Origin of the sequence: Mucilaginibacter sp. (genome assembly GCF_965201005.1) — a bacterium.
Taxonomy (GTDB): Bacteria; Bacteroidota; Bacteroidia; order Sphingobacteriales; family Sphingobacteriaceae; genus Mucilaginibacter_A.
The window spans coordinates 2,157,200-2,170,365 of record NZ_OZ241747.1 but is presented as its reverse complement, the minus strand read 5'-3'; the positions used below and the strand labels follow the sequence as shown (position 1 = coordinate 2,170,365).

Below are 13,166 nucleotides of genomic sequence, written 5' to 3'. Positions count from 1 at the left end.
ATTTTATCCGACCAAAATATCAGAATGGCTTTATACGAATTACTGCTGCCAAAAATGGGCGAAAGCATTGCCGAAGCAACCATTATTAAATGGCTTAAAAAACCAGGTGATATGATTGAACCGGATGACGCTGTGGTAGAAATTGCAACTGATAAAGTAGATTCTGATGTGCCTTCGCCGGTAAAAGGTACGCTCAGCAAAGTTTTATTTCAGCAAGATGAAGTGGTGCAGGTGGGCGATGTTATTGCATTAATTGAAACTGAAGTCGAAGAAAACTCAACCAATTTTGTACAACCTGCCACACCGCCAGTTACCGCGCAGCCTGAAAAAACAGTGGTAAAAGAAGCATCGGCAGAAAAAGGACTGGTAAAAGAAGCATCGGCAGAAATACCCGGAATGGACTTTTTACAGCCTGAAAACCCATCAGCTGGCGCATCAAACAATATCCGTTTTTATTCTCCTTTGGTGCGGAGTATTGCCGCGCAGGAAGGGATTAGGCAGGAAGAATTGGATAGTCTGTCCGGATCTGGCGCAGAAGGAAGGTTGACTAAAGATGATTTGCTAAAATATCTTCAGCAAAAACCTGAAACAAAAGAAACGGTTAAGCAACAGTATTTTAACGCAACAGAGCCAGAAGTTCAGGATCAATTAAACCAAGAAAAACAACCGGTTTCAGCTTCGGTAGTTTCTGATGGAGATGAAATAATAGAAATGGACCGGATGCGGAAAATGATTGCCGACCACATGGTAATCAGTAAGCAAACATCGCCGCATGTTACCTCTTTTATTGAAACCGATGTTACCGATCTGGTTCAGTGGCGCGATAGACACAAAGCCGCTTTTGAAAAACGCGAAGGCGAAAAAATCACATTTACACCGATTTTTGCAGAAGCCGTTGCCAAAGCCCTGAAAGATATGCCGATGGTCAATGTTTCTTTAAACGGCACGCAGATCATCCGCAAAAAAAATATCAACATTGGTATGGCCACGGCTTTGCCCAACGGAAACCTGATTGTGCCGGTGATAAAAAATGCAGATAATTTGAGTTTGCTGGGTTTGGCAAAAAAGGTTAATGATTTGGCCAGCCGTGCCCGTGCGGGCAAACTGCTGCCAGACGAAGTGAAAGACGGCACATTCACCATTACCAACATCGGTTCTTTCGGCAACCTCATGGGAACGCCAATTATCAATCAGCCGCAGGTTGCTATTCTGGCTATCGGTGCCATCAAGAAAAAACCGGCCGTGGTAGAAACCCTTTCCGGTGATATGATTGCTGTCCGGCATTTGATGTATCTGTCGTTATCTTACGATCACCGGATTGTTGACGGTGCACTGGGCGGCATGTTCCTCAAAAAAATATCAGATTACCTTGAAAACTGGGACATCAAACGAACGATCTGATACTTCGTTTAGCAAGTTTTGAGAAAAAAACCCAAATTTTTATCTTCATTTTCAAGGATATATTCAGAGCCTGTTTAAAATTGGTTTTATATACTTCTTTTATGACCTAAAAAATAGTAAGTTTTTTATTTAAAACCAATTCAGACACTAAATTTTATAGGGTAAAAAAAGCATTGCACTTTTTCTGATATAAATTTTAAACAGGCTCTTAATATTTATTGGGTTTTTCGTGCGGATAGTGTTTGCTACGGGCTCTATATTGCTGCTTAGAACAACTACTGGCCACTATTGATGTTACAAAAAAGACTGTTAGGATCAGTTTAAGTTTTTGATTTTGCATTAGCACATTTTTATTAAAAATACTGTTTTTATCCAACAAAAATCATCGAAACACAGCATTAGTTTATTACGATAAACTTATTTATTACTATTTAAACTATTTTTGATTAGTTTAGCTTAGTGTAATAAATTTATAAATTAATTATTAATAATTATGCCAAAAAACTTAAACTACCCTTTAGCATCATTTCAAAAAGCATTTGCTTTGGCAGATGCGGTTGATGCTTTAGGCGGAAACAGTTCTGTTGAAACTTGTGCCGAAAAAATGCAGCGCAAAATCAGTGGTGGTTTTATGGTGATTATCTCATCGGCACAAAAGTTTAATTTGGTAGGTATTGACAAAGGGACTATCTCAACTTCGGAAAACTATAAACTCATCAAACATGCTTATTCCAACACAGAGCAATTAAATTTTCTGAAAAAGTCTTTTTTGGCACCGCAGGTCTTTTCAATTCTGTTTGAGCGGTTTAAAGGCAAAGAACTTCCGGCAGAAATGTTGGATAAAATTTTAATCCGGGAGTTTGAAGTAGAAGAAACCACGGCTGGCAGGGTGGCGGGTTATTTTAAAGATGGTTTAAAAACCTGTGGTTTGTTAAATGGCAATCAAGTAGCGGATGATTCTGAAAGTAATAAAACGCAAGAAGAAAGTCCGTCACCAGTTAATCAGTCCAAGCCGGAAATTCAGCAAAATATGCAAAGTACCAAAGCTGATGAATCGCTTCAGCCCGATGCTTCTTTTAGCCCTATAAAATTGGATTCTGTGGCAAATTGTTATGAGATAAAGCTATCCGGACCAGGCATTTATACAACGCTTAATTTAGAAAAAGAAGAAGATATTTTAATAATTGAAGCAATAATCAAGAAATTCAGAAGGGAAATTGTTAAATAGTCATTAACTAATAACAAATAGTTTAAAACTATTTGTTATTTTTTTGGATGAACTCCTGTGTAGTTGCGAAAATGTAATTTTTGGATTTCCCCCAAATAATCAAATTATTGATTCTTTTGACAAATGCTTCTCCGGAATTTTTTACCACGTATCCCGGAAAATTAAAACGTGCAGGTTGATCCAGGTCCGTAAATTCCCAAGGATGAAAATACAGATTAAGATAACCATCTTTGCGATAAGTCTGTTGGCACATCCATTTAATTAAAACCATCGGCAAGTTGTGGAACGTTAACCAAAACAACGGAAAACGGACAAATGGTGTAACAGAAGATGGTAATTGTAAAACCTGATCCTGATAAAACCATGTGCGAGGACGATGCAGATTGTTGTACCGGCCTGGCAAATATGTTGGGTTGATGGATGAATTGTACATATAACCGGCTGCATAAATTTCTTTTTCATCTACCGGCATCATCCTGGCCATACGATAACCCGTAACTTTTTGGCTGGTTAGGTTTTCCAATGCTTCTTTTGATTGCCTTAAATGCTCCACTTTAAAGTCAGAATGGTAATAACCATGGGAGGCAATCTCGTGTCCGTCTTTTACTATTTCAGCAATAATATCCGGTTTGTTCAAAGCATAATTTGCAGTGCAATAAAAAGTGGCTTTTACCTGATGCTGCTTTAACAAGGCTAAAATCCTGAGCGTTCCTTCAGTAGAAACAGATAATTGATCTTCAAAAGAAATTGTTTTACCATATTCAAACGGCATATCAAATTCTTCAATATCAAAGCTTAATAAAATCATGGTTAATTTTTACTAAGTTAGAAGAGCGGACTATATAATTAGGGCGATTTTTGGCCTGCATAAACAACTTGCCAAGATATAGGCCAATGATCCCTAAAACCATCAATTGTAAACCGCCAAAAAATACAATAGTGGCCAGAAGTGAGGCCCAGCCAGAAACTACGTGGCCCGAAAAGTAGCTGATCAGGATGTAGGGAACATATAAAACGGCCGCTATAGAAAAAAACAAGCCTATACCAATTGCAATGTTTAAAGGCCGGACGCTAAATGCAGTAACGCCTTCAATTGCAAAATTGATCATCCTTTTAAATGTGTACTTGCTGCTTCCTGAAAAACGCGGATCGCACATATAATTGATGGCAAACTGCCGGAAACCAAGCCATCGGACCAGGCCGCGCATAAACAAACCGTTTTCGGGCATTTGAGCCAAAATATTTGCAACTTTTCGATCGATCAGCCGGAAATCTGCCGTTCCTTTTTCAAGTTTGGTATCTGATAATGAGTTTAAAATGCGGTAATAAATATCCGAAGTTTTGCGTTTAAAAAAAGCTGACTCGTCGGCATATTCGCGGGTTGTATAAACCACATCGTAGCCTTCTTCCCATTTTTCTAAAAACTCCGGTATCAGTTCGGGCGGATGCTGCAAATCACTGTCCATACAAATGATACAATCACCGGAAGCATGGTCATAACCTGCTTTTAACGCATTTTGGTGGCCAAAATTCCGGGAAAGTTCCAGATAAAAAAACTGGTCGCCCACATTTGCCAATGCTTTCAGTTTATCCAATGTGTGGTCAGAACTGCCGTCATCTACAAAAATCACCTCAAAACGATAGGGCAAATTACTAAAAACCCCAATCAGCCTGTGGGCAAGCGTTTCCACATTGCCTTCTTCATTATAGGAAGGGACTACGATAGAAACCAACTTTTTCATGCAGGTACGGATGCTGTTTTTATGGGTGAAAAAACCGCCTTTCTGATCCAGGTTTGATAAACAACATGCAGCCATACCAGTAAACAGGGCAAAGCTTTCAAGGCGTATTTTACCACATATTCAGTTTTAATGTTTTTGGGGAAAATATCTGAAGGCGATAAACTGGTCAGGATAAAAGCAAAAACCATCAAGCTGATTTGCAAAACGGTCAAAGGTTTCTCCAGGTTTATAAACCAAATTGCCACCCCTGCAAAAGCAATGATATACGTAGGTGATTCGGAACCGGAACTGAACAATACCGTAAAAAGCAAGGTAGAACTCAGGATCAGCAACTGAAAAGCCAGTGTTTTATACTTATTAATGAACAAATAGGAAGAACCAAAAACAGCCAGTGCAGGCAATAAAACTATCCCGTTAGAAAAATTTTGATGAAAAATGCGGCGTATCAATCCCATCACTGAAATATCCTGCATCATTGAGGTAGCATTTTGGGCATCTTTTTCTACCAAAACATGAAACCAATCCTGATAAGTTTGTACCACAAATTTAGGGGAAGAAACGGTCATCGGCAGTAAAAAAAACACAACAGACCAAAATGCCAAACCAAAAATCAGTTTGAGTTTTTGTTCTGAAAAAAAGAAAAATGCCAGCCCCACAATTCCATAGAGCTTGATGAAGGTTCCTAAAATAATCAAACAAGCTGCCCAGAAATCTTTTTTCTGCCGGATAAAAACAAAGCTTAGCAAAATGATAGCGGCCATGCACGGGTTAAATTGTGTGCTGAATGAAGCAGTCATTAACTCATGTGAACAAAGTAATAAAACAATGTTTTTCTGCTGATTAGCTATTGGCAATTGATTAATTGCTAAATATAAAATGTATGCATTAAACATCACCCACAAGCAGGCGCCCAGATGATCTGGCAGCCAAACAAAAGGTGCAATAAACAATCCGAAAAGCGGGCCGTAATGGTTCAGGTCTAAGAAATGCTGCGGCTGGGGCAGGTACAAATTATGCTGATGTATTAAGTTGAAAAATGTGTATTTGTAGATAAAATAATTGTTGTGGATATGCCCAAATGCTTGTTTTAAGGCTACAAAAAAGCTCAGCCCAAACCATAAAAAAAGTGCTGTTCTTTTTTTCAGGAGGAAATCAACAAAGGCAGGCAGTATTTTTTCAGACATCGCAGCGTAATCACAAACATAAAAAAAATGCGGTAAATCCGGTTTGCAGATTGGCTGTAAATAAAAAAAGAGGGCTCTGACCAGGAGCACCTCTTTCAACGCTGATAAAAGAAATCTACTACAAAACTTAAATCAGTGCTTTTAAGCTATTTACTAATGCGAAGATGAACTTGGATTAGCAACTGCAATAAAAGCGTTGTCTTGTAATATACGGTGCTGATTAGCAATCAGATTTTGTAAATTTATTTTTCCGATGATAAATTTAAAACGTTCGGAGTAAAATCGTTCGGTTACATGCTCAAAACCCAGCTTATCAGCCAAATCTTCGTGGTTGTAGCGCAGATAAATTTCCAGCATTATATCATTTGTAAACTGTAAACCCGCAGTTTCGGCGGCCTTTTTGTATTCATAATGATAATCGTAACGCAAAGCTGTAATATCAGAAAGTACGGCCGATCCGGTTGGATGACCACCGGCACCTTTGCCAAAAAAGAACTGCTGATCGGCGAAAGCAGCCTGCACAATTACACCATTATATTCGTAATCTACGTTATAAAGCAACTCTCTTTTGCTCACAAAACGCGGCAAAACATACAGCGCAACCTGTTTGTTGCTCAACTTTTGCGCATAAGGTACAAGCTTGATTTTTAAGTCTTTTTCCTTCGCATACTGAATGTCTTGTATAGTTATGTTTTCAATCCCAGAATTGAAAATAGCGGTCGGTTCAACCACAATCCCATACGCATGATATGCAGTAATCAACAGTTTGTATTTGGCATCAAATCCGCCAACATCGCTCGTTGGGTCGGTCTCGGCAAAACCCAAATCCTGGGCTTGTTTTAAGGCAGATGCATAATCCAACCCATCATTAAAACCTTTGGACAAGATATAATTGGAAGAGCCGTTAAAAATACCGTAAATAGAATGCAGCAGTTCGTTATCATAATATTCTTCCAGGTTCCGGATGATTGGGATACTGCCGCAAACTGCACCTTCATACAAAAGTGAAGTACCGTATTGATGCTGTAAATCCAACAGTTCCGACAAATGTTCGGCAATCATTTTTTTACTGGCGGAAACAACGTTTTTACCGGCCTTCATGGCTGCTGAGACGATTTCAAATGCAGCATCGGCATCGTTAATCATCTCTACAACCGTATTGATTTCAGGATTTTGGAGGATACTGTTTTTATCGGTAGAAAATAAGTGTTGCGGCAAGCTGCGTCTTTTGGTTGCATCTTTGATCACAAACTGAAGGATTTCCAGGTTGAGGTGTTTAGTTTTGATAATATCGTATAAGCCCTGGCCAACAACGCCAAAACCAAAAATGCCAATATTTAATTTTTTACTCATAATTTGTAGTGCCAGGAGTTGTGCATAATTTACCGTGTTGAATTTACTTTGAAAAAAGCCTGTATAATTTTACGTATAGCGTCCGTTTCGATCAAAAAACCGTCGTGGCCAAAAAGCGATTGCACTTCTGCAAAAACAGAACCTTCGATATGTCGGTTCAGTAATTTTTGTTCTTCCGGCGGGAAAAGAACATCCGATGCGATAGCAATGATCAAAGTACGGGCGGTTATTTTACCTAAAGCATTTTCTATACTGATGCGGTTTCGGGCAACATTATGGCTATCCATTACTTTAGTTAAATACCAGTAACTGTATGCATTAAAGCGGTTTACCAATTTTTGTCCCTGGTAATTCTGATAGGATGAAGCGTTAAATGAACCCTGTTTCTGAACATCCGTTTCTGCCTGTGTTGCGCAATAAGTCTGATAGTTTCGGTACGATAGCAAGGCAACGCTGCGTGCTGCTTTTAACCCGTTATTTCCGCCATGCAACTGGCTTTTGTAAAAAGTTGGATCGGCAGAAATACACAAACGCTGCGATTCATTAAAAGCAATGCCCCAGGGCGAGTGCCGGGCATTTGTTGCTAAAATAATCAATTGCCTCATCCGGTCTGGTTCCGAAATAGCCCACTCCAGTGCCTGTTGCCCGCCCAACGAACCGCCGATCAACACTTCTATATTTTCTATATTAAGCTGATTGGCAAGCAGTTGATGTACTTTAACCAAATCACGGATTGTTACTTCCGGAAAAGATAAAAAATAAGGCTCGTCCGTTTTAGGATTGATGCTGAGCGGATTTGTAGTGCCATAAGCCGAACCCAGAATATTGGCGCAAACGATAAAGTGCTCTTCGGGGTTGAATATGGATTTTTCGCTAAATAAGCCTGCCCACCAATCAAACACATCAGAATTTGCTGTTAAAGCATGGCAAACCCAAACCACATTATTTTTTTGCGGATTTAATTTTCCGAAAGTATGATATGCAATTTCCAAACCTTGTAATTGCTTACCCGACTCTAAAATAAAACGATCGGTGAAAGTAAATTTTTGTAAACTCATTAAAGAAATCAAGGTTTGGCTAAAATCAATTGAAATTGCTGAGGGCCTGTTTAAATTTTGTCCAACCTGTTTTCAATGCTTCTTTTACCATATAAAAAAATGAAAACTTCCATGCTTCTTTTATCGGCATAAAATTGAAAAGCAAGATTTATGGGCATAAAAGAAGTACGGTGTTTTTCTGACAAAAATTTAAACAGGCTTTGATCGGAAGTAAATATGTCTGCCGGTCGGCAATAAATTTTATACCAGTTCTGTTTCCTGCTGTGCAATTAAAGCAAAAGCCTGTTCAAAATCAGCTTTAATATCATCAATGTGCTCAATGCCAACAGCAACACGAAGCGCATTAGGTTTTACACCGGCAGCTAATTGTTCCGATTCTGACAATTGCTGATGTGTTGTTGCAGACGGCTGGATGATTAAAGTTTTGGTATCGCCAACGTTGGCCAGATGGCTTACCAGCTTCAAACTATCTACAAAATGAATGGCCTGTTCTTTTTCGCCTTTCAACTCAAAAGATAAAACCGCGCCGAAACCGTTTTTAAGATATTTTTTAGCCAATGTATGATATGGAGAAGATGCCAATCCGGGATAATTCACTTTTTCTACCTGCGGATGTGCTTCCAGCCATTCGGCCAGTTCTAACGTGTTTTCTACATGGCGCTGCACGCGTAATGAAAGCGTTTCTATCCCTTGCAGCAGTAAAAAAGAATTGAAAGGGGATTGCGACGGGCCAAAATCGCGCAAACCTTCCACCCGGGCACGAATAATAAATTGAATGTTGCCCATTGAGCTGTCCACACCAAAAATATCAGAAAAAACAATGCCGTGATAACCTTCGGCCGGTTCAGAAAACTGCGGATATTTACCGTTTCCCCAATTATAGTTTCCGCCATCTATAATTACGCCGCCAATGCTGGTGCCGTGTCCGCCGATCCATTTAGTAGCCGATTCAACTACAATATTTGCACCATGTTCAATCGGGCGAAACAGGTAGCCGCCGGCACCAAAAGTATTATCAACGATTAGCGGCAGATCGTATTTTTTAGCTACAGCGGCAATGGCTTCAAAATCAGGGATATTAAACTCCGGGTTGCCGATTGTTTCTACATAAAGCGCTTTGGTTTGATCATTAATTAACGCTTCAAAACTTTCTGCTGCATCATCTTTAGCAAAACGTGCTTCAATACCTAATCGTTTAAAAGAAACCTTAAATTGATTATAACTACCGCCGTATAAAAAAGGTGAAGTGACAAAATTATCGCCGTTTTGCAAGATATTATTTAAAGCGATAAACTGGGCAGACATTCCGGATGCTGTTGCCAAAGCTGCCACGCCGCCTTCCAGTGCAGCAACACGTTTTTCAAAAACATCCGTAGTAGGATTCATTAAACGCGTATAAATATTACCAAATTCTTTCAAAGCGAACAAGTTCGCACCATGCTCAGAACTGTTAAAAACGTAAGAAGTGGTTTGATAAATCGGTACGGCACGGGAACAGGTTGTTGGGTCGACTTCTTGTCCGGCATGAAGTTGCAAAGTTTCAAATTTAGGTTTTGCTTGAGTAGTCATTCTTATAAGTTTAAAAGATTAATTGATTTTGGTGGATGGATTTTTCGCAGATAAAACTTCCTTAAATAAAAACTTGGATAGGATTATTTTTACTGTCTTAGCAGCAACACATTCGGATGCAAAAAATAGCAATACAAAAACCCGGGTTATTGCTTGCAGGATTACCGGATAAAATAGGAGAAATGCTGTTTTTATACATGTTTTTTATCAATTTATATTTCCCGGGGTTATTTTCCGGGCCAGGAATTGGCACCTACTTTTTGCAAAGGGTTGCCAGTGGGTTGCAGAGCCTGATCTCTCGCCACTTCTTTATAAACCAAAGCCTGAACGGCCTGATTACGGAAGGTATCGCTACCAAATAATGTTTCAAATATAGATGCAGAATTGGGTTCGATCCAAATTTTATTCTTTTTTAATGCTTTATTGTTTTTAAAGCGATATCTAAATCTTTGGTCAAATCTTCAATGTTTTCTAATCCTACAGAAACCCGGATCAGGTTTTGAGGGGTTTTAGTATCCGGCCCTTCTACAGATGCCCGATGTTCTATCAAACTTTCTACGCCGCCTAAACTGGTTGCCTGCGTAAAAATCCTGACATTATTGACTACTGTGCGTGCTTCTTTTGCACCACCTTTTACTAAAAACGACAACATGCCGCCACCTGCCGACATTTGTTTTTTAACAATTTTGTACTGCGGATGGGAAGCTGAACCCGGATAAAAAACCTTTTCTACCTGCGGATGGCTTTCTAAAAATGCAGCAATTTTTTCAGCATTTTCTACATGTCCTTTCATCCTGTAATACAAAGTTTTAATTCCTCTAACAGTCATATAACAATCAAAAGGTGAGGGGATTGCACCACCCATTTCCTGTATTTGTTTAAGTTTTTGCCACCATTCATCCGCTTCTTTTGCAATCAATGCTCCGCCTAAAACATCGCTATGCCCGCCCAGATATTTTGTGGTTGCGTGCATCACCAGATCAACGCCCATATCTAAAGGCCGCTGCAAAATCGGTGTGGCAAAAGTATTGTCGCATACTGTTTTTATCGATGTTTTTTTGGCAATGGCAACGATCGCTTCAATATCTGTAATTTTTAAAAGCGGGTTTGACGGTGTTTCTATCCAGATCAGTTTAGTGTTGGGTTTGATCGTTTTTTCAACCAGGTCCAAATTGCCCAGATCAATAAAATCAAATTCCAAAATACTGCCGAAAACCTGCTTTAGCAAATTGCGCAGACCGTGGTACATATCGTCCGGGCAAATAATATGGGAGCCTGGTTCAAGCGATTGAAAAACCGTCATCCCGGCCGCATTTCCTGCCGAAAACGCCGCCGCTGCTGCGCCGTTTTCTAATTTAGCCAGCACATTTTCCAGCGAATTTCGGTTAGGGTTGTTACTTCTGCCGTAAACATAGCCCGAAGGATAAGAGCCATCTTCCACCCGTTCAAAAGTGGTTGATAAGGTGATTGGCTGGATTACGGCCTGGTTTCCTTTGTCTTTCGCGTTGCCTGCGTGGATGGCGATGGTTTCAATCTTCATGCTTCTTTTGTGAGGTAAAAATCGGGTTTTTGCAAACAGCGGCAAATGTGCAGATTATGCCTGAAGATTATGCTTTTAAAATCAATGCAAATCAAAATACAACATCAACCCAATGTAAAAAGCAGCCATAAAAGAAGCATGTTGCCTTGCCCCAGGGCTTAAAATAACTCCCGGTTGATGCTTTTATAGTATTTTTGCAGAAATAAATTTGGTTATGCCTGATGCTATACAGGGCTTGCTCAACAGCCCGAGGCTTTCTTCGCAACATCGTGCTATTGCTGCAAAAGTTGCTCAAAATGAGCGGGTTACATTTGAAGATGGTGTTTTTTTATATGAACACGGCGAGTTGCCTTATCTGGGGGTTTTGGCCAATTACATCCGCGAAAAACGGCATGGCGATAAAACCTATTTCAACCGTAACTTCCACATCGAGCCAACCAATCTTTGCGTGTACGATTGTAAATTCTGCTCGTATTCGCGTTTGCTGAAACAGCGTTCGGAAGGTTGGGAATATACGATGGACGATATGTTCAATATTGTTAAAAAGTATGATAGTCAGCCGGTTACAGAAGTTCATATTGTTGGTGGCGTTTTGCCGCAATATGATGTTTCGTTTTATGCGGAGTTATTTACACGGATCAGAAACCATCGTCCGGATTTGCACATCAAAGCTTTGACGCCGGTAGAATATCATTACATTTTCAAAAAAGCTAAAATAAGTTATGCGGACGGTATGAAGCTGATGATGGATTCCGGCCTGCAATCCATTCCAGGCGGTGGAGCAGAAATTTTTCATCCGGAAGTGCGTGAACTGATCGCTAAAGATAAATGTACGGCCGACCAATGGCTGGCTATCCATGAAGAATGGCATAAACTGGGCGGAAGATCAAACGCAACAATGCTTTATGGCCATATTGAAAAGTATTGGCACCGGGTAGATCATATGGAGCGTTTGCGTGAATTGCAGGACCGGACTGGTGGCTTCCAAACATTCATTCCGCTTAAATTCAGGAACCAGGACAACCAGATGTCTAATGTTCCTGAATCTACCGTAATTGAAGATCTCAGAAATTATGCGATTTCCCGCATTTACCTTGATAATTTTGATCATATCAAAGCTTACTGGGCGATGATTAGCCGGAACACGGCACAGCTTTCGTTAAATTTTGGGGTGGACGATATTGACGGAACTTTGGATGACACGACCAAAATTTACGCCATGGCAGGGGCAGAGGAACAGCATCCGGGCATGAGCACCAAACAATTGGTGGAACTGATTAAGCAGGTTGGCCGTGAACCCGTGGAGCGCGATACCTTATATAATATGGTCACCAACTACCAGGATTATCAGTTTGAGGACGAGGTGAAGCCTGAATTTTATAAATTGCCGGTTTTAAACTGAAATAATCTTCAGCTTAAACTTAGCAAAACCTGATATACTTCTTTTAATGACTAAAAAAACGCTTTACATTATCCGCCACGGCGAAACTGATTTGAACAAAGCCGGCATTGTACAAGGGCGAGGAATGAATACTGATTTGAACGAAACCGGCCGCAAACAAGCGGAATCTTTTTTCCGCGCTTACAAAAATGTATCTTTTGATAAAATTTATACATCTGTCTTGAAACGTACGCACCAAACCGTACAGGGGTTTATTGACAGCGGCATTCCCTGGGAACAATTATCTGGTTTGGATGAAATGGCCTGGGGCGATTACGAAGGAAAAGCGGTGAGTGAAGAAACCAGAGGCCGGTTCAAAAAGATTATGCAAAGCTGGAAAGAAGGTGATCTTGACGTACGTTTTGAAAATGGCGAAAGCCCTAATGAAGTACAGGCCCGGCAAAAAGAAGCGGTAAAAATTATCATGTCCCACTCGGAAGAAAGCACCATTTTGATTTGTATGCACGGCCGCGCCATGCGTTTGTTGCTTTGTTTGCTGAGTAATTTATCGCTTACGGAAATGGACAAATATCCGCACCGGAACACCACACTTTATCGGGTAAATTACGACGGGGAAAAATTTCATATTGTTGATTTTAACAATACGGATCACCTAAAATTTTTAGTATAATTTTTTATTTTGAGCCGGT

11 protein-coding genes and 1 riboswitch are annotated in these 13,166 nt (G+C 40.0%); of the genes, 4 read left to right on the top strand and 7 right to left on the bottom strand.

What is annotated here, in order from left to right; all coding sequences use genetic code 11:
• The first annotated feature begins 24 nt into the window (after positions 1-24).
• Positions 25-1,401, top strand: coding sequence for a dihydrolipoamide acetyltransferase family protein (locus tag ACOFKR_RS10040; protein ID WP_419800664.1), 1,377 nt, complete (start codon positions 25-27; stop codon positions 1,399-1,401).
• A 493-nt stretch (positions 1,402-1,894) separates the two neighbouring features.
• Positions 1,895-2,629, top strand: coding sequence for a hypothetical protein (locus ACOFKR_RS10035; protein WP_419800663.1), 735 nt, complete (start codon positions 1,895-1,897; stop codon positions 2,627-2,629).
• Positions 2,630-2,657: 28 nt separating this feature from the next.
• Here ACOFKR_RS10035 and ACOFKR_RS10030 read toward each other — a convergent pair whose 3' ends face one another.
• From ACOFKR_RS10030 to ACOFKR_RS10000, 7 genes are all read right to left on the bottom strand, one after another.
• A complete protein-coding gene (locus ACOFKR_RS10030) occupies positions 2,658-3,437 on the bottom strand; it encodes a polysaccharide deacetylase family protein (protein WP_419800662.1) in 780 nt (259 codons plus the stop codon).
• Positions 3,418-4,371 (bottom strand): glycosyltransferase family 2 protein, encoded by a 954-nt coding sequence (locus ACOFKR_RS10025; RefSeq protein ID WP_419800661.1) that lies wholly within the window; start codon positions 4,369-4,371, stop codon positions 3,418-3,420. The genes ACOFKR_RS10030 and ACOFKR_RS10025 overlap by 20 nt, the downstream gene beginning before the upstream one ends.
• The gene (locus tag ACOFKR_RS10020) at positions 4,368-5,555 is read right to left on the bottom strand and encodes a glycosyltransferase family 87 protein (RefSeq protein WP_419800660.1); all 1,188 of its coding nucleotides are present in this window, start codon (positions 5,553-5,555) and stop codon (positions 4,368-4,370) included. Before ACOFKR_RS10020 ends, ACOFKR_RS10025 begins: the two co-directional genes overlap by 4 nt.
• A gap of 153 nt (positions 5,556-5,708) precedes the next feature.
• Complete coding sequence (locus ACOFKR_RS10015; RefSeq protein WP_419800659.1) at positions 5,709-6,908, bottom strand: homoserine dehydrogenase; 1,200 nt, start codon at positions 6,906-6,908, stop codon at positions 5,709-5,711.
• Between the two features lie 29 nt (positions 6,909-6,937).
• Positions 6,938-7,966 carry a homoserine O-acetyltransferase family protein gene (locus ACOFKR_RS10010; RefSeq protein ID WP_419800658.1) on the bottom strand — a complete coding sequence of 343 codons (1,029 nt, stop codon included), beginning with the start codon at positions 7,964-7,966 and terminating at the stop codon, positions 6,938-6,940.
• Positions 7,967-8,206: 240 nt separating this feature from the next.
• Positions 8,207-9,535, bottom strand: coding sequence for an O-acetylhomoserine aminocarboxypropyltransferase/cysteine synthase family protein (locus tag ACOFKR_RS10005; RefSeq protein WP_419800657.1), 1,329 nt, complete (start codon positions 9,533-9,535; stop codon positions 8,207-8,209).
• Positions 9,536-9,744: 209 nt separating this feature from the next.
• Positions 9,745-9,853, bottom strand: a riboswitch (SAM riboswitch).
• A 94-nt stretch (positions 9,854-9,947) separates the two neighbouring features.
• Positions 9,948-11,075: a trans-sulfuration enzyme family protein gene (locus ACOFKR_RS10000; RefSeq protein ID WP_419800656.1), complete on the bottom strand. Its 1,128-nt coding sequence runs from the start codon at positions 11,073-11,075 to the stop codon at positions 9,948-9,950.
• A 214-nt stretch (positions 11,076-11,289) separates the two neighbouring features.
• Between ACOFKR_RS10000 and mqnE the strand changes: the two genes are divergently transcribed.
• Both mqnE and ACOFKR_RS09990 read left to right on the top strand, forming a co-directional pair.
• A complete protein-coding gene (gene mqnE / locus ACOFKR_RS09995; protein ID WP_419800655.1) occupies positions 11,290-12,477 on the top strand; it encodes an aminofutalosine synthase MqnE in 1,188 nt (395 codons plus the stop codon).
• A gap of 46 nt (positions 12,478-12,523) precedes the next feature.
• The gene (locus tag ACOFKR_RS09990; protein ID WP_419800654.1) at positions 12,524-13,147 is read left to right on the top strand and encodes a histidine phosphatase family protein; all 624 of its coding nucleotides are present in this window, start codon (positions 12,524-12,526) and stop codon (positions 13,145-13,147) included.
• Positions 13,148-13,166 lie beyond the last annotated feature (19 nt).

Bases quoted from the DNA above. Each gene is read 5' to 3' on its own strand.
- ACOFKR_RS10000 (WP_419800656.1), bottom strand. From the start codon at position 11,075: ATGAAGATTGAAACCATCGCCATCCACGCAGGCAACGCGAAAGACAAA.
- ACOFKR_RS09990 (WP_419800654.1), top strand. From the start codon at position 12,524: ATGACTAAAAAAACGCTTTACATTATCCGCCACGGCGAAACTGATTTG.
- ACOFKR_RS10020 (WP_419800660.1), bottom strand. From the start codon at position 5,555: ATGTCTGAAAAAATACTGCCTGCCTTTGTTGATTTCCTCCTGAAAAAA.
- ACOFKR_RS10025 (WP_419800661.1), bottom strand. From the start codon at position 4,371: ATGAAAAAGTTGGTTTCTATCGTAGTCCCTTCCTATAATGAAGAAGGC.
- ACOFKR_RS10040 (WP_419800664.1), top strand. From the start codon at position 25: ATGGCTTTATACGAATTACTGCTGCCAAAAATGGGCGAAAGCATTGCC.
- ACOFKR_RS10030 (WP_419800662.1), bottom strand. From the start codon at position 3,437: ATGATTTTATTAAGCTTTGATATTGAAGAATTTGATATGCCGTTTGAA.
- ACOFKR_RS10005 (WP_419800657.1), bottom strand. From the start codon at position 9,535: ATGACTACTCAAGCAAAACCTAAATTTGAAACTTTGCAACTTCATGCC.
- ACOFKR_RS10015 (WP_419800659.1), bottom strand. From the start codon at position 6,908: ATGAGTAAAAAATTAAATATTGGCATTTTTGGTTTTGGCGTTGTTGGC.
- mqnE (WP_419800655.1), top strand. From the start codon at position 11,290: ATGCCTGATGCTATACAGGGCTTGCTCAACAGCCCGAGGCTTTCTTCG.
- ACOFKR_RS10035 (WP_419800663.1), top strand. From the start codon at position 1,895: ATGCCAAAAAACTTAAACTACCCTTTAGCATCATTTCAAAAAGCATTT.
- ACOFKR_RS10010 (WP_419800658.1), bottom strand. From the start codon at position 7,966: ATGAGTTTACAAAAATTTACTTTCACCGATCGTTTTATTTTAGAGTCG.